Annotated in this window: 21 protein-coding genes; 10 read left to right on the forward strand and 11 right to left on the reverse strand. The window is 70.0% G+C overall.

From position 1 onward, the window contains the following. From Adu01nite_RS45700 to Adu01nite_RS45710, 3 genes are all read right to left on the reverse strand, one after another. On the reverse strand, nucleotides 1–253 hold a 253-nt coding region (locus Adu01nite_RS45700), incomplete at its 3' end, for a hypothetical protein (RefSeq protein ID WP_203735679.1). Nucleotides 254–341: 88 nt separating this feature from the next. Further along, nucleotides 342–1,898 (reverse strand): acyltransferase family protein, encoded by a 1,557-nt coding sequence (locus Adu01nite_RS45705; RefSeq protein WP_203735680.1) that lies wholly within the window; start codon nucleotides 1,896–1,898, stop codon nucleotides 342–344. Between the two features lie 33 nt (nucleotides 1,899–1,931). Then, nucleotides 1,932–2,903, reverse strand: a complete 972-nt coding sequence (locus tag Adu01nite_RS45710; RefSeq protein WP_203735681.1) for a hypothetical protein — start codon at nucleotides 2,901–2,903, stop codon at nucleotides 1,932–1,934. Nucleotides 2,904–2,967: 64 nt separating this feature from the next. Between Adu01nite_RS45710 and pip the strand changes: the two genes are divergently transcribed. The 3 genes from pip (at nucleotide 2,968) to Adu01nite_RS45725 (ending at nucleotide 5,802) form a co-directional block, all read left to right on the forward strand. Next, nucleotides 2,968–3,924, forward strand: coding sequence for a prolyl aminopeptidase (pip, locus tag Adu01nite_RS45715; RefSeq protein WP_203735682.1), 957 nt, complete (start codon nucleotides 2,968–2,970; stop codon nucleotides 3,922–3,924). A gap of 175 nt (nucleotides 3,925–4,099) precedes the next feature. After that, on the forward strand, nucleotides 4,100–4,972 hold the full coding sequence (locus Adu01nite_RS45720) for a fumarylacetoacetate hydrolase family protein (protein ID WP_203735683.1): 873 nt from the start codon (nucleotides 4,100–4,102) through the stop codon (nucleotides 4,970–4,972). Between the two features lie 5 nt (nucleotides 4,973–4,977). Then, a complete protein-coding gene (locus tag Adu01nite_RS45725) occupies nucleotides 4,978–5,802 on the forward strand; it encodes a fumarylacetoacetate hydrolase family protein (RefSeq protein ID WP_203735684.1) in 825 nt (274 codons plus the stop codon). Nucleotides 5,803–5,834: 32 nt separating this feature from the next. On the opposite strand, the gene Adu01nite_RS45730 is transcribed toward Adu01nite_RS45725, so the two are convergent. From Adu01nite_RS45730 to Adu01nite_RS45745, 4 genes are read right to left on the reverse strand one after another with little or no spacing between them, the layout of a single operon-like run. Beyond that, nucleotides 5,835–7,331 carry an acyl-CoA synthetase gene (locus Adu01nite_RS45730; RefSeq protein WP_203735685.1) on the reverse strand — a complete coding sequence of 499 codons (1,497 nt, stop codon included), beginning with the start codon at nucleotides 7,329–7,331 and terminating at the stop codon, nucleotides 5,835–5,837. Nucleotides 7,332–7,334: 3 nt separating this feature from the next. Further along, a complete protein-coding gene (locus Adu01nite_RS45735) occupies nucleotides 7,335–7,787 on the reverse strand; it encodes a MaoC family dehydratase (protein WP_203735686.1) in 453 nt (150 codons plus the stop codon). Then, complete coding sequence (locus Adu01nite_RS45740) at nucleotides 7,784–8,674, reverse strand: amidohydrolase family protein (protein ID WP_203735687.1); 891 nt, start codon at nucleotides 8,672–8,674, stop codon at nucleotides 7,784–7,786. Before Adu01nite_RS45740 ends, Adu01nite_RS45735 begins: the two co-directional genes overlap by 4 nt. Nucleotide 8,675: 1 nt before the next feature. Further along, on the reverse strand, nucleotides 8,676–9,578 hold the full coding sequence (locus Adu01nite_RS45745; RefSeq protein ID WP_203735688.1) for an SDR family oxidoreductase: 903 nt from the start codon (nucleotides 9,576–9,578) through the stop codon (nucleotides 8,676–8,678). Between the two features lie 66 nt (nucleotides 9,579–9,644). On the opposite strand from Adu01nite_RS45745, the gene Adu01nite_RS45750 reads away from it, so the two are divergent. From Adu01nite_RS45750 to Adu01nite_RS45765, 4 genes are all read left to right on the forward strand, one after another. Continuing rightward, a complete protein-coding gene (locus tag Adu01nite_RS45750) occupies nucleotides 9,645–10,448 on the forward strand; it encodes a PaaX family transcriptional regulator (RefSeq protein WP_203735689.1) in 804 nt (267 codons plus the stop codon). Between the two features lie 21 nt (nucleotides 10,449–10,469). Continuing rightward, the gene (locus Adu01nite_RS45755; protein ID WP_203735690.1) at nucleotides 10,470–10,994 is read left to right on the forward strand and encodes a SigE family RNA polymerase sigma factor; all 525 of its coding nucleotides are present in this window, start codon (nucleotides 10,470–10,472) and stop codon (nucleotides 10,992–10,994) included. Further along, nucleotides 10,991–11,779, forward strand: a complete 789-nt coding sequence (locus Adu01nite_RS45760; RefSeq protein WP_203735691.1) for a hypothetical protein — start codon at nucleotides 10,991–10,993, stop codon at nucleotides 11,777–11,779. The genes Adu01nite_RS45755 and Adu01nite_RS45760 overlap by 4 nt, the downstream gene beginning before the upstream one ends. A 169-nt stretch (nucleotides 11,780–11,948) precedes the next feature. Further along, complete coding sequence (locus Adu01nite_RS45765; protein ID WP_203735692.1) at nucleotides 11,949–13,151, forward strand: MFS transporter; 1,203 nt, start codon at nucleotides 11,949–11,951, stop codon at nucleotides 13,149–13,151. Here Adu01nite_RS45765 and Adu01nite_RS45770 read toward each other — a convergent pair. The 3 genes from Adu01nite_RS45770 to Adu01nite_RS45780 are packed head-to-tail and all read right to left on the reverse strand — an operon-like array spanning nucleotide 13,129 to nucleotide 14,954. After that, nucleotides 13,129–13,884, reverse strand: coding sequence for a PP2C family protein-serine/threonine phosphatase (locus Adu01nite_RS45770; RefSeq protein WP_239133207.1), 756 nt, complete (start codon nucleotides 13,882–13,884; stop codon nucleotides 13,129–13,131). The two genes, Adu01nite_RS45765 and Adu01nite_RS45770, sit on opposite strands and share 23 nt — an antisense overlap. Nucleotides 13,885–13,893: 9 nt before the next feature. Continuing rightward, nucleotides 13,894–14,493: a hypothetical protein gene (locus tag Adu01nite_RS45775; RefSeq protein ID WP_203735693.1), complete on the reverse strand. Its 600-nt coding sequence runs from the start codon at nucleotides 14,491–14,493 to the stop codon at nucleotides 13,894–13,896. Continuing rightward, on the reverse strand, nucleotides 14,493–14,954 hold the full coding sequence (locus tag Adu01nite_RS45780) for a MarR family winged helix-turn-helix transcriptional regulator (protein ID WP_203735694.1): 462 nt from the start codon (nucleotides 14,952–14,954) through the stop codon (nucleotides 14,493–14,495). Before Adu01nite_RS45780 ends, Adu01nite_RS45775 begins: the two co-directional genes overlap by 1 nt. A 61-nt stretch (nucleotides 14,955–15,015) precedes the next feature. On the opposite strand from Adu01nite_RS45780, the gene Adu01nite_RS45785 reads away from it, so the two are divergent. Beyond that, nucleotides 15,016–15,573 (forward strand): TetR/AcrR family transcriptional regulator, encoded by a 558-nt coding sequence (locus Adu01nite_RS45785; RefSeq protein ID WP_203735695.1) that lies wholly within the window; start codon nucleotides 15,016–15,018, stop codon nucleotides 15,571–15,573. Beyond that, entirely contained in the window at nucleotides 15,570–16,208 is a 639-nt protein-coding gene (locus Adu01nite_RS45790) for a maleylpyruvate isomerase family mycothiol-dependent enzyme (protein WP_203735696.1), read from the forward strand. The genes Adu01nite_RS45785 and Adu01nite_RS45790 overlap by 4 nt, the downstream gene beginning before the upstream one ends. 80 nt (nucleotides 16,209–16,288) lie before the next feature. Here Adu01nite_RS45790 and Adu01nite_RS45795 read toward each other — a convergent pair whose 3' ends face one another. Beyond that, entirely contained in the window at nucleotides 16,289–18,058 is a 1,770-nt protein-coding gene (locus Adu01nite_RS45795) for a glycoside hydrolase family 6 protein (RefSeq protein WP_203735697.1), read from the reverse strand. 230 nt (nucleotides 18,059–18,288) lie between these two features. On the opposite strand from Adu01nite_RS45795, the gene Adu01nite_RS45800 reads away from it, so the two are divergent. Continuing rightward, on the forward strand, nucleotides 18,289–18,891 hold the full coding sequence (locus tag Adu01nite_RS45800) for a hypothetical protein (RefSeq protein ID WP_203735698.1): 603 nt from the start codon (nucleotides 18,289–18,291) through the stop codon (nucleotides 18,889–18,891). Nucleotides 18,892–19,091: the final 200 nt, after the last annotated feature.

Here is a 19,091-nt window from a genome sequence, read left to right on the forward strand (position 1 = left end):
GGCCAGCGGCCGAAATCCAGGAAAACGGGCCCTCGCCGGCGGGCCGAAGCCAGGCCAGGCCGGAGCTACCGACTTCGCGGAAGTCGGGGCCTCGCCCCAGCGGCCAGCGGCCGAGATCCAGGGAAACGGGCTCTCGTCGCACACCCGAGACCCCGACATCAAGAAAAGACGCACCCAGACGCACCGGTGCGGCGCAGATGCGGCGCATGGGTAAGCAGAGCAGAGGGCGGAGAAACGTCTGGTAGTCCGGCATGCAGAGCGCGGCGGCCGCTCCGCCGAGATGGGCTGCGCTGCGCGAAATGGACGCATCGCCCCGGCCTCGGTCAGCGGCCGGAGAGCGGTCAGCGTTCCATGCGGCGGGTCAGTTCGGTGGCTCGGGACTTCTGGACGGTGGTTGCCTGGCCGAGGGCGAAACGCCGCAGCACGGCCGGGGTGTGCAGCTCGATCGACTCGGTTACCAGGGTGCCGTTGCCCTCCGGGGTCAGGTTGACGGTGGCGGTCAGGCGGACGGCGCCGGGGCTGATCACCGAGCTGCGCAACTGGCGGTCCGGCGTCACCGGGGTCAGCGTCACTCGCAGGCGGTTGTCCCACTTCAGCGGGCCTAAGCGGAAACGCTCGATGCCCACGTAGGTGGTCTCGTCGGGGCCCGGCCGGACGTCGCGCACCGCTACCAGCAGGGGTGACAGGCCGACGTAGTTCTGCGGGTCGGTCAGGTGGGCGTAGATCTTCCCGGCCGGCGCCGCGACGTGGAAGGAATGGCGGAAACGGTCGGTCGGCATGGGCACACCATAGACAGCGGGCACGAGCTCCCGCCACGAGCGGTTCTTCCGGAACGGCTCCTCGAACACCTTCGCGAAAAGCCACGCGCCGAACAGCGAAATCGGCACACCGAGGAGAACGGTGGCGAGAAATGCCGGCGTGCCGAAACCGAGGGCGGGCCGGACTATTTTCCGGCCGATCACCATGACCACCGGCAGATGAATGAGATAGAGGCTGTAGGAGAACGAGCCGAGGGCGCGTAACGGGCCGCTCTGCAGCACGGCGGATCGGCCGGTTGCCACCGCGATGATCAGAAACGTCATCGCGGGAACCACCGCCAGGTCGATCCAGAAATAGTGGAGCGCTGTCCACGCCGAACCGCGCGTCGCGATCACGTAGACGACCGGCGCGCCGGTGAGCAGACTCAACCAGTGCCAGGGCAGGCGCGGGCCGGTCACCGCGGCGGCGGCCAGCATGCCGGCGACGAAGGCCGGGGCGAGATTCATCGCCAGGCGGTTCACGCCCTCGACCGGGGTGTTGCCGCCGGACCACAGCACGTACGTCGCGAACGGCAGCAACGCGATGGCCATCAGGGCGCCCGCGCCCAGTTTGCGGCGCAGCATCACCAGGACCGGGAAGACCAGGTACAGCTCCACCTCGACGGCGATCGACCAGAAGGCGCCGTTGGGCGTCGGCGCGACCACGATGTCCTGCAGGAGCAGGGCGTAGACGATCGTCGTGCCGCTGGTCGGCGGCCCCTGCCGCGAGGCCGGGACGACGATGGCGGCGACCGCGAGGCTGATCGCCAGGGCCGCCCAGTACGCCGGGAGGATGCGGAACGCGCGGCGGCGCAGGAACCGCCGCACGCCACCGAGCCGCCAGCCGACCGCAGCCGGCGAGAGAGCCAACGAGAATCCGGAAAGAACAAGAAAGAAGACGACGGCGAGGCGGCCGTACATGAGCCAGCCGAACCAGACCGGTCCCGAATTGACCGGGAATCCGGGAAAGCCGAGCAGCCAGCAATGAAAAACGACGACATACAGAGCGGCGAGCCCGCGGAGCCCGTCAATGCCGCCTATTCGTCGATCCGCAACCGGCGGTGCGTCAACGGGAGTTGACAGGATGTGGGCAGAGTTCAATTCCGATCCCCTTTCGGAAAATTGAACTGGGAGTTATCCGCGCCGGGGCACGGCGAGCGCAGCAACGATGGCGGCCAGGCCGATCACGGTCCACCCGAGGATCGGGATCCGGTCGCCGGTGCCGTACACGATGTACGGGATCGGCGAGCCGTGCTGATAGACCATCACCTGGTAGACGTCGCGGTAGTGCTCGTAAGCCGGGACGGCGGTGGCCGCGAGGGCGATCGTGGACAGTGCCGTCGCCGCCCGCCGCCGGCGCCATCCGGTGCCGCGCACCCGGAAGCCGAACGCGACCGCCAGCAGCCATCCGACCAGAGCACCGGCGACCAGCCCGGCTATGGTCAGCGGCCGCACGACCGCCGGCTCGCGCGGCCACACCTCGGTGCGGTAGGAGGCGGAGCCGCTGACGTCGAAGAACCCGTCGCCGTCGAGCTTCAGTCCGCCCTTGGTCGCCCGGTAGGTGACCCACTCGACCGGAGCACGCACGTCGTCGCCGTGCCGCTCATGGAACGTCGTGATCTGCCAGCCGGCGCCGGTCAGCGCGGCCCGCAGCCGCGTGTCCGAATAGCCGGCGACACCGTCCGCCCGCGCCCGGATGGTCGGTCCGTTCATCGCCGATCGGTCGGGGTAGATGGCGCAGGGCGCCGGCATCCCGGTCAGCGCGGAGTTGAACGCCCGCAACTCCCCCGCGGACGGCACCGAACCGGCCGTCCGCCAGCCCAGCCAGGTGCCGGCGACCGCCCCGAACCCGCCCAGCAGGACCGCCGCGAGCAGGGCGCCGGCCCACGCGAGGGGCCGCCGGGTGGGCAGCCGGAAGCGTTCCCGCATGCCGCTCAGGACCAGGTGCCACGCCTGCCACCGGCTCGGCCGGCCGCGCCCGGCCTCGGCCATGTCCAGCAGCGTGGTGACCATCTCGACGCCGCGATGGCTCCGGTACGACCGTGGGTAGGCCCGGAGCAGCCGCTGATAGCGACGTTCCAGCTGGGCGCTCATCGGCTCCTGCATGAGCCGGTACGCTATCCCTAGCGTTATATATCGTCAACCTTAGTATCGCCGTTACGGTCGATGCATGCTCTTCCCCGCCATCGAGCCCTACGCGACCCACACCGTCGACACCGGCGACGGCCACCTCCTCCACGTGGAGGAGGCCGGTAACCCGGACGGCATCCCGGTGCTGTTCCTGCACGGCGGCCCCGGCGGCGGCCTGATGCCGATCGCCCGGCAGTTCTTCGACCCCGCGCGCTACCGGATCGTCCTGTTCGACCAGCGCGGCGCCGGCCGCAGCACTCCGCGGGGCTCGCTGCACCACAACACCACCTGGCACCTGGTCGCCGACATCGAGACGATCCGCGCCCGGCTGGGCATCCCCGCCTGGCTGCTCTTCGGCGGTTCGTGGGGCTCTGGCCTCGCGCTGGCCTACGCCCAGACCCACCCGCAGGCGGCGACCGGCCTGATCCTTCGCGGCATCTGCCTGGTCCGGGCGGTCGAGCGCGAGTGGGTCTACCAGCGCGGCCTCGACCGGCTGCAGCCCGAGGAGTGGCAGCGCTTCATCGCACCCATCCCGCCCGCCGAGCGCGACGACATCCTGGCCGCCTACCACCGCCGGCTGGTCGGTCCGGACGAGGATATCGCCCGGCAGTGCGCCGACGCCTGGATGCGCTGGGAGGCGATCATCTCGACGCTGACCCCGGACCCGGCCCTGATCAGCACCCTGACCGCGGACGAGACCGTGCTGCCGGCTTCGCAGATCCTGGCCCACTACGCGGTGAACGGCGGCTTCTTCACCCCCGAGACCCAGCTCCTGGACGGCGTGGACCGCATCCGCCACCTGCCCGGCGTGATCATCCAGGGCCGCTACGACCAGTGCTGCCCGCCGATCACGGCCTACGACCTGGCCACCCGCTGGCCGGAGGCCGACTTCCAGATGGTCCCGGCGGCCGGCCACTCCTCGCTGGAGCCCGCCATCACCGCCCGCCTGATCGCGGCCACCAACGACTTCGCCGACCGACTGGGCAAGCAGCCATGAGCCCGACCGGCTGGGCAAGCTGCCGTGAGCCGACCGACTGGGCAAGCAGCCATGAGCCGACCCGCTGGGCATGCTGCCTTGACATGACGGTGACGTAAGCGGAGGATTTCGGGAGTAGAAAGCGACTTTCGTAGAGCGAAAGCTGCCGAATCAAGCGAGGACGGGCAGGGACGGCATGCGGCTGGTGACATTCGACGCGGGGCGGGTCGGGCGGCTTGAGGACGATCTCGTCATCGAGCTCGACTGCGGGTCGACGCGGGAGTTCTTCGAGCGCGGCAGCGCCGTTCCGGAGACGGGTGAGCGGCTGCCCCTCGACGGCGTGCGGCTGCGAGCGCCGATCGTGCCCAAGAAGTTCTTCCACACCGCCGGCAACTTCGCGGTGCACCACGAAGAGCTGCAGAAGGTGAACTGGTCCCACCCCGTACACAAAGGGATCGTCTTTTTTCAGAACGTCGACTCGATCATCGGGCCGGAGGACGACATCGTCTACCCGGAAGGGCTGACCAAGGAGCTCGACTACGAGCTCGAGCTCGCGGTGATCATCGGGAAGACCGGCAAGTGGTTCGGGCCGGACGAAGCGGTCGACTACATCGCCGGTTACACCGTCTTCAACGACATCACCGCCCGTGACATCCAGCGGCGCGAGATGCAGTCGGGGGTGTTCTCGTTCTCGAAGGGCATCGACACGTTCTGCCCGATCGGGCCGTGGATCGTGACCGCCGACGAGATCCCGGACGCGCAGAAGCTCAACATGGAGCTGCGGGTCAACGGCGAGGTCCGGCAGTCCGGCAACACCGACAACATGGTGCTGTCGATCCCGCACCTGGTCGCGCACCACTCGCCGCAGGGCTACTCGGCCGGCGACATCATCACCACCGGCACGATCTCGGGCGTGGCGGCCGTGCAGCCCAACCCGTTCGACTTCTACCTGAAGCCGGGCGACACGGTCGAGGCCGAGATCGCGGGCGTCGGCACGCTGCGCAACCACGTGGTGCCGTGGAGCGCCGCGCACGACAAGCCGTTCGTCGGCACGCTCTACACGGACTGACGGCGATGCGATTCGGCACGGTCGACGGGCGGCTCGTCCTGGTCAAGGACGGGCTCGCGATCGACGTCGCGGAGCACAGCGACCTTCCGGCGGACGTCAACGCGGCGCTGGCCCGCTTCGACGAGCTGACCGCGTGGGCATCGCAAACGCAGGCTGCCGGAAAGCCGGTGGATGAGGAGACGCTCGGCCCGCCGGTCCCGCACCCGCGGCAGGTCTTCGCGGTCGCCCTCAACTACCGCCCACATGCGGCCGAGGCCGGCTTCCAGCCCCCCGAGGAGCCGCTGATCTTCACGAAGTTCCCGTCCTGCATCGCCGGGCCGGTCACCGAGGTGACCCTGCCGCCCGGCAAGCCGGACTGGGAGATCGAGGTGGTCGCGGTGATCGGCCGGGGCGGCTATGCCATCCCCCGGGAGCAGGCGTGGTCGGCGGTGGCCGGGCTGACCGTGGGCCAGGACCTGTCCGAGCGGGCCGCCCAGCTGCGCGGCACGCCCGCACAGTTCAGCCTGGGCAAGTCGTTCCCCGGCTTCGGGCCGACCGGCCCGGTCACGGTCACCCCGGACGAGTTCGACGACCGCGACGACCTGGCTTTCGAGGCCAGGCTGGGCGACGAGGTGGTCCAGCACGGCCGTACCAGCCAGATGATCTTCCCGGTGGATGATCTCGTCGCCCGGATCTCGGCGGTCTGCCCGCTGCTGCCCGGTGACCTGATCTTCACCGGCACCCCGGCCGGGGTCGGCAACCGCCGCACCCCGCCGCGCTACCTGCAGCCGGGCGAGACGCTGGTCAGCACGGTCGAGGGCATCGGCGAGATCCGCCAGACATTTCGGTAAAAACAGGCCGGCGCATCGCGCGCCGGCCTGTTTCACTTCGGGAGGGGCAACTCCCGCAACGGCGCCTTACGCACCTTGTTAGATCCGGTACGCGGCAGGTCCGCCACAATGTCCAGATATTTCGGTATTTTGTACCGCCCGAGCCTCCCGGCGAGAAACGCGCGAAGCTCGTCGGCCGTAAGGGAATGCGACGGCACAAGCACCACGAACGCCCGCCCCACCTCACCCCACTTCTCGTCCGGCACCCCGATCACAGCCGCTTCAGCGATCGCCGGATGCTCAAAGATCGCCGCTTCCACCTCGGCCGGATACACGTTCTCCCCACCGGAGACGAACATGTCCTTGAGCCGATCAACGATCCGGTAATGCCCGTCCGCCGAGACCACCGCGATGTCCCCGGTCCGGAACCACCCGTCTTCGGCAAACGACGACGAGGTGGCCGCCGCGTTCTCCCAGTAGCCGGGCGTAACGTTCGGCCCGCGCACCTGCACCTCCCCCGGCTCACCGGGCTCGACGAGGCTGAGATCCGGCCGCACGCACCGCACCTCAGCGAAGAACACCGGCACCCCCGCCGACCCGACATGACCTGCGCTTTCCGGAGCCTCCAGGAAGGTCGCCCCGGGTGCGGTCTCGGTCATCCCGTACCCCTGGCAGAACTTGAGCCCCCGAGCCAGGTAGATCCGGATGAGCTCGGGCGGGATCGAGGCGCCCCCGACGATCAGATTGCGCACCGAGGACAGATCGGCGTCCGCCCACCGCGGCGACTGGGCCAGCCCCGCATACATCGTGGTCACCCCGAACATCCAGGTCACCCGATGCCGCGCGATCAGCTCGAAGCACTCCTCGACCCCCCAGGCCGGCATGATCACCGAGCAGCCGCCCTTGAGGAACGTCGGCAGCAGGCACTGGTTGAGCGCCGCCACATGGAACAGCGGCGCACTGATCAGCGTCACCTCATCCCCGCCGACGTCCACCCCGACCAGCAGGTTGTAGCAGTTCCAGACCACGTTCCCGTGGGTGAGCACGGCGCCCTTCGGCCGCCCGGTGGTGCCCGAGGTATACAAAATGCAGGCGGGCGCGTCGAGACTCACCGCCACTGCCGCCACCTGCGCTTCGCCGTGCTCACTCAGCAGTTTTTCGTACGCGGTGAGCGGCGTCCCCGGCACGACGTGCGAGAGTCCGGCCACCGCCTCCGCACACTCCGGCCCATAAATGAGGTAGCGAGCCCCGCTGTCCCGCAACTGGTAGTCGATCTCCGGCGCGGTGAGCCGGAAGTTGAGCGGCACGAACACCCCGCCGATGAAATACGTGGCGAACATCGTCTCCACGAACGCCGGGTGGTTGGGCCCGAGATAGGCGACCCGATCCCCCGGCGAAACCCCGGCGGCCAGCAGCGCCGCCGCGAGCCGCCGGATCCGTTCATACAGTTCCGCGTACGTCGTCGACCGCGAGCCGTGCACCAGCGCGACGCGGTCGGGCGAGATGACGGCCCGGCGTTCGGGCCAGCTACCCAGTCCGGCGTTGCGCATGGCTCAGGCGTACTGGCGGTAGACCGTGCGGGCGACGCAGGCCGGCTTGTCGACGCCGTCGATCTCGACGGTGAAGTCGAACGTGCTCTGGGTGCCGCCGGCGACGTCCTCCACCGACACCACCTTGACGCCGAGCCGGATCTTCGAGCCGACCGGCACCGGGTGCGGGAAGCGCACCTTCTCCAGCCCGTAGTTGATCCCCATCTTGATGCCGTCGATCGTCAGGATCTCCCCGAACAGCGGGATGACCAGCGACAGCGTGAGGTAGCCGTGGGCGATCGGCCCGCCGAACGGGCCGGCCTTGGCCCGGTCGACGTCGACGTGGATCCACTGGTGGTCGCCGGTGGCGTCGGCGAACGTGTTCACCCGCTCCTGGGTGATCTCCAGCCAGGAGCTGTGGCCGAGGTCCTTGCCGGCGAGCGCCTTGAGCTCGTCCAGGCCGTTGACGGTGATCATGCGGGGGTCTCCTTCGGGGTGGGAGCCAGGCCCAGCAGCCGGGCGGCGTTCTCTTTGAGGATCTTGGGGCGGACGGCGGGTTTGATGTCGAGCTGGTCGAAGTCGGCGAGCCAGCGGTCCGGCGTCAGCACCGGGTAGTCCGACCCGAACAACACCTTGTCCTGCAGCAGCGTGTTGGCGTAGCGGATCAGCTGCGGCGGGAAGTACTTGGGCGACCAGCCGGAAAGATCGATATAGACGTACGGCTTGTGGGTCGCGACCGCGAGCGCCTCGTCCTGCCACGGGAACGACGGGTGGGCCAGGATGATCCGCAACTCCGGAAAGTCCACGGCCACGTCGTCGACGAGCATCGGGTTCGAGTAGCGCAACCGGATCCCGCCGCCACCGGGCACGCCCGCACCGATCCCGGTCTGCCCGGTGTGGAAGAGCGCCGGCACCCCGAGCTCCTCGATCGCTTCGTAGAGCGGGTAGGCGAGCCGGTCGTCCGGCGAGAACCCCTGCAGCGACGGGTGGAACTTGAAGCCGCGCACGCCGTAGTCGGTGACGAGCCGGCGCGCCTCCCGCACCCCGGCCCGGCCCTTGTGCGGGTCGATGCTCGCGAACGGGATCAGCACGTCCGGGTGGGCCGCGCACGACTCGGCGACCTCTTCGTTGGGGATGCGCGGATGCCCGGTCATGTGCTCGGCGTCGACCGTGAACACGACCGCGGCCATCGACCGTTCCCGGTAATAGGCGGCCATCTCGTCAATGGTCGGCTGCCGGTGGCCCTGCGCCTTGAAGTACGCCGCGGAGGCCGCCATCAGGTCCGGGCTCAGCGAGCTGTGCCCGTCCGCGCCCACCTCGGCGTGGGTGTGCACGTCGATCGCGACCAGGGCGTCGAGGTTCATTTCAGGCCGCCGGCGGCTTCGGCGCGGGGATCCCGTACGTCTCGGGGTCGGAGCCGACGCCGGAGGCCCAGCTCTCGGCGATGGCCGCGGCACTCCACCCGCCGTCGGCGAACGCGACCGCCTTCTCGGTCGGGTGCGACCACAGCGCGAGCCGGTCACCGCCGATGCCGATCGCCTGGCCGGTGATGTCCTTGGCCGCGTCCGACGCGAGGTGCACGATCAGCCCGGTGACGTCCTCGACGGTGCCGAGGCCCTCGTCGCGGCGCAGCCAGGCCGGGAACGGCTGCCCGGTCCGCTCGGCCTCGTCGATGACCGGCGCGAACGCCGGGATGGTCCGGGTCATCTCGGTCGCCGCCACCGGCACCACCGCGTTGACCGTGATGCCGCCGCGGGCGAGTTCGAGCGCCCAGGTGCGGGCCATCGCCGCGATGCCGGCCTTGGCCGCCGCGTAGTTGGTCTGCCCGAAGTTGCCGCGCTGCCCGGCCGGCGACGAGATCAGGATGATCCGCCCGCCCTCGCCCTGCTCGCGCATCCGCACCGCGGCGGCCCGGGCGCAGGTGAACGTGCCGCGCAGGTGCACCCGGATGACGTCGTCGAAGTCGTCGTCGCTCATCTTCCACAGCACCTTGTCGCGCAGGATGCCGGCGTTGGTGACCAGGATGTCGAGCCGCCCGAACCGCTCGACGGCCGCGGCCACGAGCTGGTCGGCACTGGCCGTGTCGCCGACCGCCGCCACCACTCCGGTCGCCGCGTCACCGATCTCGGCCACCGCGGCCTCCACGGCGGCCGGGTCCACGTCGTTCACCACGACCTTGGCGCCCGCGGCGGCGAGCGCCTCCGCATACGCGAGTCCGAGCCCTCGGCCACTGCCGGTCACGATGGCCACTTTGCCAGTCAGAATCATGTCGTCCACGTTTCCGAAGTTAGGCGCGATCTTCACGGCCGTCAAGAATGTGCCTAAGATCGGAGCATGCAACCGCAGACCCTGATGCTGATGCTCTTCGGCACCTACGCCCTCGATCAGGGCGTCAGCCTGGGCGCCGGCAGCGTCATCGAGGTGCTCGGCCGGGCCGGCGTCTCCACCCACGCGACCCGCTCCACGCTGAGCCGGATGGTCGGCCGCGACCTGCTGGAGCGGCACCCGGTCGGCCGGAAGATGTATTTCGGGCTCACCGAGCGCTCGACCACCATCCTCCGCGACGGCCGGGCCCGCATCTGGCAGGACGGCGCGGTCAACGACCGCTGGGACGGCACCTGGACGCTGCTGAGCTTCTCACTGCCCGAGTCGATGCAGCGCGAACGGCACGACCTGCGATCCCGGCTGGCGTGGGCCGGTTTCGGCCCGGTCCAGGGTGGCCTGTGGATCGCCCCCGGCGACGTGCCGGCCCAGCAGATCGTGGCCGAGCTCGGCCTGGCCGCGCACGCCCGGGTGTTCCGCCAGGCCCGCGCCGACGACACCACCGACATCGCCGCGCTGATCGCCGACGCGTACGACCTGACCGAGGTCGCCGCCCGCTACCAGGACTTCCTCGACCGCTGGGACCGCCCGGACACGGGGGACATTAAAAGAGACCCGCTCGCGTCCCGGCTCAGCCTGGTCGCCGAGTGGCTCGATGCGATCCGCCGTGACCCCCGGTTGCCGGTCGAGCACCTGCCCGCCGACTGGCCCGCGGTCCGCGCCCAGAAGGTGTTCCGCGACCTCGAGGCGGCCGCCCGGGAACCGGCCCGGGCCATCGCCGATGATCTCCTCGACACGCTATCGTCGTCAGGCTGATCTCGACCGGAAGGCGGTGCCGTGCGCGACCAAGCCTTCCACGCGTTCTTCGAGCGGCACCACCGCGAGCTCTCCGGCCTGGCCTATCTGCTCAGCGGCGACTCCTCGGTCGCCGACGATCTGGCCGCCGACGCGCTGACCGAGGTGTGGAAGCACTGGGACCGGGTTTCGGCGGCGGGCGACCCGGCGGCGTACGCACGAGGGATCGTCGCCAATCTCACCCGCAGCTGGATCCGTAAGCAGGGCCGCGCCCGCCGGGGTCTGCAGTTGCTCGGGCTCGGCGGCGAGCGTGAGCGAAGCCCGAGCCCCGACGTGCCCGCCGTGCTGGACGTGCGCACCGCGCTGAAGCACCTCCCCTACCGCCGCCGCACCTGCGTGGTGCTGCGCTACGCGTTCGACCTGTCCGAGAAGGAAGTCGCCGAGGTCCTCGGCATCTCGGTCGGTGCCGTGAAGAGCCAGACCTCGCGCGGCGCGAAACAACTCGCCGACCTGCTGCAGGACATGCGCCTGCCGGACACGCTCGACGGATGGGAGGTGGCCCGGTGATCGACCACGACGAGGACTTCCTCCGGTCCGAGATGCGCCAGGTGCTCGACAGTCGCGCACCCGACCGCACCGCGATGCTCAACCGGATCGCCGCCAACCGCGCGGCGTCGGCGAGCCCGCAACGCGGCCGGGTCGCCCGGCTGGCCGGTTCGGCCCTGGCCGTGCTCGTCGTGCTCGGCATCGGCGGCGTGGCGCGGTATGCGCTGGCCGACGACCACAACCCGACGCCGGCCGCGCCCCCAGCGGTCGCCGCCTCCGCGACCCCCGAGCCGAGCGTGGTGGCCACCGCGACGGCGCCGTCGAGCCGCGAAGTGACCAGCCACCCTCGCACCGCGGAGCCGACCACCACGCCCACCACCGGCGCACCGACCCCGTCGGCGAGCCTGGTCCGCGGCCATCCCGGCGACACCCAGGTGGAGAAGGGCACGCTCTGGTCGGACGGTTCGATCGCGGCCGCCGGCACCAGCGTGGTCACCCTCAAGCCGGGCGCCGACCTGACCGAGCTCGACCTGACGATCCGGGTCACCACGACGCCGGGGCTGACCGACGCCGGTTTTGCGTCCTCGTCCGACGCGGTGACCGCGACGGTCGAGAAGCAGGCCGACGCGCTGCTCTACCACTTCACGCTGAAGCCCGGGTCGACGCTGACGGCCGGCGAGTACACGCTGACCGCGAAATACGGCGGCGGGGCCCGCAACGCCGACCAGGACACCTACGAGGCGTACGCGACGTCGATCGAGCGCAAGCGCATCCACATCTACGGCAACTTCGCCGCTAAGGACTAGCGCGATCTTCGCCGTCTCCTGACGCCGCGCCCATCGCCGGCGCAAAAGCCCTGGTCAAAAAATAATTTGACCGCACCGATAATCTGATCCTCCGTACTTTCGGCGGCTTTCGAGCGCGGTCCGCGAGGTTCGGGAGGGGCCCTGCCCTTCTCGATCCACAGGAGCCGCAATGCGCCGGGCACCCGCCCTCCCCTTCCTGCTCGTCACCGTCTTCGTCGACATGCTCGGCCTGGGCCTGATCGTGCCGATCATGCCCGCGCTGTGGTCGGCCGTCACGACGGATCCGGCCGCGGCCGTCTTCTGGTCCGGCCTGCTCGGCTCGATCTTCGGCCTGCTCCAGTTCACCGCCGCACCGCTGCTCGGCCGCCTGTCCGACCGCTACGGCCGGCGCCCGATCCTGCTCATCGCCCTGGGCTGCCTGGGCGTCGACTGGCTGGCCCACGCGACCGCGACCGGCCCATGGACGCTGCTGGCGTTCCACGCGGTGGCCGGGGCGTGCGCGGCCACGAACACCGTGGTCAACGCGTACATCGCCGATGTCACGCCGCCGACCGGGCGGGCCCGGGCGTACGGCCTGATCGGTTCCGCCTTCGGTCTTGGTTTCGTGGCCGGCCCGGTCATCGGCGGCCTGCTCGGCGCCGTCGACGTCCGCCTGCCGTTCTTCGCCGCCGCCGCGCTGTCTCTGGCGAACGTGGCCTACGGCTGGTTCGTGCTGCCCGAGTCGCACCCCGGCGACCGCACGGTCCCGCTGACCCTGCGGATGGCGAACCCGATCACCGCGGTCGCCGCGCTCCTGCGCCGCCCGGTCCTGGGCCGGCTGGCCTGGGCCCGGCTGTCCGCCGACATCGCCCGCATGATCTTCCAGTCGATCTGGACGTTCTTCCTGGCCCACCGCTTCGGCTGGAACACCGCCCACATCGGCGTGGTGATGGCGGCGACCGCCCTGGCCGGCGCGCTCTTCCAGGCCAGGGCGGTCGGCCCGATCGTGGCCCGGCTCGGCGACAAGCGCGCTGCGGTGGCCGGCACGATCATCGGCGTCACGTCCTTCGCGGGCCTGGCGGTGGTGACCACGCCGCCCGCGCTCTACGTCTTCCTGGCGATCGGCATCCTCGGTTCGTTCGGCGGCGCGGCCGCCCAGTCGTGGATCTCCCGCACCGCCGGCGACGACGAACAGGGCACGGTGCAGGGCGCCCTGACCGGAATCGGCGCAGCCGCGGAAACCGTGGTCCCGATCGCGGCAGGCACGGTGTTCGGCTGGTCCCTGGCGTACGCAAGCCCTGGTTTGATCTTCGTCGGTGCGACGGCTTTCGCGATGCTGTCGGCGCTGATCCTGGCCGCGACCCCCGATCTCAGATCGTCTGTTCGACCTTGATCACCACGGCGGTGGCGTTGTCCGCACCGCCGGCCTCGAGGGTGTCCTCCAGGATGAAGTGCGCGGCGGCCGCCGGGTCGGGGTTGGTGCCGAGCAGCTGGATGATCCGCTCGTAGCTGAGTTGGTCGGCCACCCCGTCCGAGCACAGCAGATAGACGTCACCGGGCTGAAGGGTGACGTTGAGGATGTCGGGCTCGGGATCGGCGGGGTGGCCGACGTAGCGGGTCAGCCGGTAGCGGGCGGCCTTGGCCTCCTCGGAGTCGGCCGCGAACCAGCCGTGCAGCAGCCCCAGCCAGGCGATGGTGTGATCGACGGTGAGGAGCTCGACGAGCCCGTCGCGCAGCCGGTAGGCCCGCGAGTCGCCGATCTGCACGATCCAGGCCGACGAGCCGGCGTCGGCGACGAACGCAACAAGCGTGCACCCGGTCAGCTCGTCGAGGGTCTGGCCCGCGTTCCGCACGTCCTTCTGGGCGAGATTGACGGCCTGCCGGAGCCCGTCCGGGTCGGCGGCCGCGGGCGCCGAGCGGGTGAAGACGTCGACCGCGGTCCGGCCGGCGGCGGCGCTGCCCGGCCCGGAGCCCATCCCGTCGGCCACCACGGCGAAGGCCCGCCCAGGATCGAGGTGCAGCACGTCGTAGTTTTCCCGGTAGTGGTTGCCGACCACGCTGCCGGCCGCCGCGGTCAGCCGCTGCCCGGCCGCCGTCCAGCCGACCTTCTGAATCTCGATGTCCACCCGCTCTTCTTAGCCCACTTCGGCGGCGAGGAACGCCCCGGCCGCCGCGACCAGCCCATCGGCGTCGTCGGCATGGAAGCGGATCGCGGTGACCGGCTCGCCCCTGGTCTTCTTCACCGGCACCACCGTCGGGCGGGCCAGCACCACGTCGACGGTCGTCCCGCTCGCCATCCCGAACGACAGCACGCCGTCCTCGACCTGGGTCTGGCCGCCGGGCGGCATCGACCGCGGCCGGACCCGGACCGACGCGATGTCGGACCACGCCAGCGGCAGGTCGAGGGTGATGCTGTTGCGGATGCGCAGGCCGGCCGGGCCGACCAGGTGCGGGTAGACCCGCATGGTGGCGAGCAGGCCGATCATCCAGAACAGGCCGTAGGCGCCGACGAACAGCGAGATGGCCCGGACGGTCGCCCACGGCAGCATCAGGTGCAGGATCGGGATCTCGATGGCCGACACGAACAGCAGCACCGCCAGGATCATCGTCACCGCCCCCGAGTACTGGAACGGGGTGGTGCCGGCGGGCAGGCGGACCGGGCGGCGCAGGATCCAGCGGAACAGCGCGATCCACAGCCGGACCTCATACATGATCACGAACTTGACGATGCGCATCAGAAGGGGCTCCTCAATCCGAGGGCGTGCAGCGTGGCGAGCACGTCATCGAGGCCCGCCTCCAACCCGGCGAGACGCTCGGGCGGCATGGTCGCGAACAGCTGGCGGCCGAACTCCCGCTGCTGCTCGATCAGCGAGTCGACCGCGGCGGTGCCCTTGCCGGTGAAGGTGACCAGCACGGCGCGGCGGTCGGCCGGCGACGGCTCGCGGGTGACGAAACCGGTCGCGACCAGGCCGTCGACCAGCCCGGTCACGGTGCGGGGGCTGATCTTCATGGCGGCGGCGATCGCTTTCTGCGGGCAGGGCCCGATGCGCCGCAGCGTCCAGAGCAGCGAGGTGCGCGACGGCGTGAGCCCATCGGCGGCCAGCCCACGGTTCATGTCGTCGTTGAGCATGACGGTCAGCAGCAGGATCCGGTCGAGCGCTGCGGCAAACCGTGCGTCATCCTCATAGTGAGTCACGCTCACTATCGTACGCCAACTAGTTTTGTAGTTTTTTTGACTACGGTGGTAGTGTCCGGCCATGGCGGGTCGTCGTGAGGTAGTGCTCGATGCCGGCATCGAGGTGGTCGGGCTGCAGGGCATCCGGGCGCTCACCCATCGGGCGGTGGATGCCGTCGCGGGGCTGCCCGCGGGCTCCACGTCCAATCTCTTCCGCACGAGCGGCGCGCTGCTCGATGCGATCGTCGTGCGGTTCGCCGAGCGGGAGCGGGCCAACGCCGAGGCGATGTTCGCGGGCGCCACCCCGCGCACGGCCGGCGACCTGGCGGGAGTGCTGGTGGCGTTCGCGCACGACGCCACCGGGCCCAACCGGGCGCTCACCCTGGCGCGCTACGCGATCCTCGTGGAGGCCGGCATCCGGCCGGCGCTGCGCGACCAGCTCGGTGCCACCGGCGCGAACGTCAACGCCTGGTTCCGCGCGTGGCTGCTGCTGGCGGGCTCGGCCGACCCCGAGCGCGACGGGCCGATCATCATGAACCACTGGACCGGCATCGTGCTGCACGAGCTGGCCCGCCCGGCACCGAAGTTCGACCCGGCTTCGCAGATCCACACCCTGCTCACGAGTTTGATCGGCCGATGAACGCCGACCGCGTCTGGCACGCGATCGACCAGCAGCGGCTGGGCCTGGCTACCCTCCTCGACGGGCTGAGCGACGACGAGTGGCGGCAACCTTCGTTGTGCGCGGGCTGGACGGTGCGCGAGGTGGCCGCCCACCTGACCTTGCAGCAGCTCGGACCGGCGGCGGTGGCCGGGATGATGCTCCGCTGGCGCGGCACCCTGGAGAGGACGATCGCCGACGCGGCCCGCCGCAAGGCCGCCACCCGGACCACCAGCGAGCTGGTCGCCGAGATCCGCGACGCGGCCGGCGACCATCGGCACACGGTCGGCGTCACCCGCCTCGAGACCCTCACCGACGCGCTGGTGCACGGCCAGGACATCGCGATCCCGCTGGGCCGCGAGCTGGCGATGCCACCGGAGGTCGCGGCGGTGGCGGCGACCAGGGTCCTGACCATGCGGTTCCCGCCGCCGCTGCCGGCCGCTCGCAAAGTGGCCGGCTTCCGTCTCGCCGCCACCGACACGGACTGGTCGGCCGGTGCAGGCCCGCCGGTGCGCGGCCCGATGGCCGCACTCCTGCTGGCCTGCACCGGCCGACCGGTTGCGCTCTCCCAGCTCACCGGAGACGGGGTCGCCAAGCTGGCGGCCGCGCTCGGCTGACACGTAGAAAACACCAGGCCCCGCTCCTCGTGGGAAGAGAGCGGGGCCCGGCGTTTATGGGGGCGGGTTACGTCGAGGTACTACAGAGCCGGGTAAGCGTTGGCCATCAGCTGCTGGAACTGAGCCGAGAACCAGGCACCCGAGATCGGAGCGTTCGGGAGAGCGCCCGACATGCTGTTGCCGTTGCGTGCGTTACCGGTGTAGGTCGGGTCGCACATCTGGTCGAAGCCCTTGCCCTCGTCGTTCGGGATGAGCGAGGAGGAGCCGTCGGACTCGCCCGGAGGCTTCACCCAGACGTAGGCGTCGATGCCGGTCGCCGGAGCGGCCTTGGGACGCTCGCCGAGGCCCGCACCGGACTGGTTGCACCAGTTACCGGCGTGGATGCGGCGGTCGATCCGCGACGCGTTGACATAGGTGTCCACGACGGTCGAGGTGCTCGCCGCGGTCGGCCGGGCCGAGCCGCCCCAGCCGTTGCGGGAGGTGTCGATCAGCATGCCGATGTTCGAGTTGAAGCCGATCGAGACCAGCTTCGTCCGGAACGCCTGAGCGAAGGTCAGCTCGTCGGTGTACTGGTTCCAGTCCACCCACTTCGACTGCCGGACGCTCGTGCCACCGACGGTCATCGACGGCTGCACCCACGGCTCCTGCAGGGCCGAGTAGTTCGCCGTGTTGGTGATGAAGCCGGTGACGTTGTTGACACTGCCGGAAGCCTGCGCGGCCTGCAGCATGATGTCCGCGGTCGGGCCGAAGTTCGAGTCCCAGCCGATCCAGCCGTGGTGAGCGGCGTCCACGTAGTTGTAGACGTTGCCGATCGCGCCGAGCTTGTTCAGGGCGTACCCCACACCCTGCACGTACCCGCCGTTGGCCTTCATCGTGTCGCACATCGCGGTCGCGCCGGCCTGGCCGGACGTGTTCGTCACCAGGTTCGGCAGCGAGTCGATCTCGACGACGTTGATGATCCGCAGCGAGGCGTACTTCGCGTTGGCCTCGATCGCGGCGATCGGGTCGATGTACTCGCTCTTGTAGCGCGGCAGGTCGGTCGGGCCGAGCTCACCGTTGGAGGCGAGAGCGGCACAGTCCCGGCCGGGCAGGTTGTAGATGACCAGCTGGATGTAGCCGGCACCCTGAGCGAGCGCGGCGTCCAGGTGAGCGGCCAGACCCATCGAGCCGTTCGAGCTGCTGCCGGAGGTGCCCGCGATCGCGGCGATCCGGTCGAGCCAGACGGCGGTCGGGTTGTTCGAGACGCGGCTGCCGCCGGTCTCGGCGTCGGCCTTGGCCTTCCACTCCGGGTTCACGTAGCCCTTGGCACCCGCGTACGGGTTGTCGACCTTGGCGCCCGGGTTACCGGTCGGAGCAGTGGTCGGCGACGTCGTCGGCGTGGTGGTCGGGGTGGTGGTGGGCGTGGTCGTCGGCGTCGTGGTCGGCGGCGTCGTCGCGGTAGCGCCCGTGCAAGCGGTGCCGTTCAACTTGAACGACGCCGGCGCGGCGTTCGTGCCGGAGTAGTTCGCGTTGAAACCGAAGTTGACCGAGCTGTTGGTGCCGATCGACGTCGACCAGGACGGGTTGGTCGCCGTGACGTTGGCCCCGGACTGCACAACGGTTGCGCTCCAGCCTTGGGTGACCTGTTGGTTGCCCGCGAAGGCCCAGGTAACGTTCCAGCCGTTCGAGATCGGGTCGCCCAGGTTGGTGACGGTGACATTCGCGGTAAAGCCAGTGGACCACTGGTTCACCGAGTAGTCGACCCGGCAACCTGCGGCCGCACTTGCGCTGGTGGCGGCAAAGATGCCGACACCGGCGACCAGTGAGGCCGCGGCGGCCGCGGTCAGGCCGCGGATGAGGACAGGTCTCATGTGGTGGCTCCTCGAGACATGCGATGGCGCGCCCTGGCGCCAGGGGGATCAGCCGTTCGCGTATCGAGGGGCATCGCTCCCGGCTGTTCGCACAGCATTACATGGGAGCGCTCCCACCGCAATCACTCAGATACTTCCGAGAAACATTTGTTTCTCCTCCAGGTGAAGCAGCGGCGACGCGATCCGGGGCGCCGCAAGCAACCCTGGCCCGGGTGTCGTATAACGGGCGCATGCGGATTTTCGAACTCACCGAGGCGCTGGAGGAGATCGCCACCGCCGAGGTGAAGATCCGCCGAGGCGCGGTCAACATCCACCAGCCGGCCCTGGGCGACACGGCCATGCTCGACCCCGACGACGTCACGGAGGCGGAGTCGGTCTTCGTCCCGACCGGCGCCCCCGCCGTCCAGCTGGAAATCCGCCGGGGCCGCGAGATCCTCCCGTTGATCGTCACGACGGATGACTTCGTCTTCACCCCCGCCTACGCCGACGCGGTCCTGGCCGAGGGCGCCGAGCTGCGGGTCCCCGCGATGCCCACACTGATCGCGTATTCGGAGATGCACCGAGACGTCCGGGCGTTCGGCAAGGCCATGGACGAGAAGGGCTTGGAGCCCGAACTCCTGGCGGCAACGCTGCTGGCCCACCGCTGCTTCCTAGCGGGCGCCATCCGGGTGGGCCTTTGGCCGGTCCGGGTAGCCGCATGGTGGGAATACGCCAACGCCCGCATCACCCCACGCCTGCCACTGCCCCCATTCCGCCCCGACGAGGTCTGGGACGACTTGATGGCCGACGTAACAGAAGCAAGACAACAAACCGAACAGGCCAAAACCCCATAAAAATACGCTCCCTCGCCAGCCCCCAACCGCAGCCAGAGCCCCCCGCCCCAGGGCAAAGCTCCCTGCACCCCAAGGCCGTCCCCAGCCTCCGGCAAGCCGGCCGGCAAGCCGGCCAGGTTCGACATTGACGTGCCCACCCAGCCGGAGACAGCTTGGTGTTCGACGTGCCCGCCCAGCCCGGGACCCACGGGTTACATGGC

It is taken from the genome of Paractinoplanes durhamensis (assembly GCF_016862175.1).
Lineage (GTDB): Bacteria > Actinomycetota > Actinomycetes > Mycobacteriales > Micromonosporaceae > Actinoplanes > Actinoplanes durhamensis.

Coding starts and splice junctions, on each gene's coding strand:
- Adu01nite_RS45800 (WP_203735698.1), top strand. CDS start 18,289: ATGCGGATTTTCGAACTCACCGAGGCGCTGGAGGAGATCGCCACCGCC.
- Adu01nite_RS45730 (WP_203735685.1), bottom strand. CDS start 7,331: ATGCGCAACGCCGGACTGGGTAGCTGGCCCGAACGCCGGGCCGTCATC.
- Adu01nite_RS45725 (WP_203735684.1), top strand. CDS start 4,978: ATGCGATTCGGCACGGTCGACGGGCGGCTCGTCCTGGTCAAGGACGGG.
- Adu01nite_RS45740 (WP_203735687.1), bottom strand. CDS start 8,674: ATGAACCTCGACGCCCTGGTCGCGATCGACGTGCACACCCACGCCGAG.
- Adu01nite_RS45720 (WP_203735683.1), top strand. CDS start 4,100: ATGCGGCTGGTGACATTCGACGCGGGGCGGGTCGGGCGGCTTGAGGAC.
- Adu01nite_RS45790 (WP_203735696.1), top strand. CDS start 15,570: ATGAACGCCGACCGCGTCTGGCACGCGATCGACCAGCAGCGGCTGGGC.
- Adu01nite_RS45710 (WP_203735681.1), bottom strand. CDS start 2,903: ATGCAGGAGCCGATGAGCGCCCAGCTGGAACGTCGCTATCAGCGGCTG.
- Adu01nite_RS45775 (WP_203735693.1), bottom strand. CDS start 14,493: ATGCGCATCGTCAAGTTCGTGATCATGTATGAGGTCCGGCTGTGGATC.
- Adu01nite_RS45785 (WP_203735695.1), top strand. CDS start 15,016: ATGGCGGGTCGTCGTGAGGTAGTGCTCGATGCCGGCATCGAGGTGGTC.
- pip (WP_203735682.1), top strand. CDS start 2,968: ATGCTCTTCCCCGCCATCGAGCCCTACGCGACCCACACCGTCGACACC.
- Adu01nite_RS45795 (WP_203735697.1), bottom strand. CDS start 18,058: ATGAGACCTGTCCTCATCCGCGGCCTGACCGCGGCCGCCGCGGCCTCA.
- Adu01nite_RS45750 (WP_203735689.1), top strand. CDS start 9,645: ATGCAACCGCAGACCCTGATGCTGATGCTCTTCGGCACCTACGCCCTC.
- Adu01nite_RS45765 (WP_203735692.1), top strand. CDS start 11,949: ATGCGCCGGGCACCCGCCCTCCCCTTCCTGCTCGTCACCGTCTTCGTC.
- Adu01nite_RS45745 (WP_203735688.1), bottom strand. CDS start 9,578: ATGATTCTGACTGGCAAAGTGGCCATCGTGACCGGCAGTGGCCGAGGG.
- Adu01nite_RS45735 (WP_203735686.1), bottom strand. CDS start 7,787: ATGATCACCGTCAACGGCCTGGACGAGCTCAAGGCGCTCGCCGGCAAG.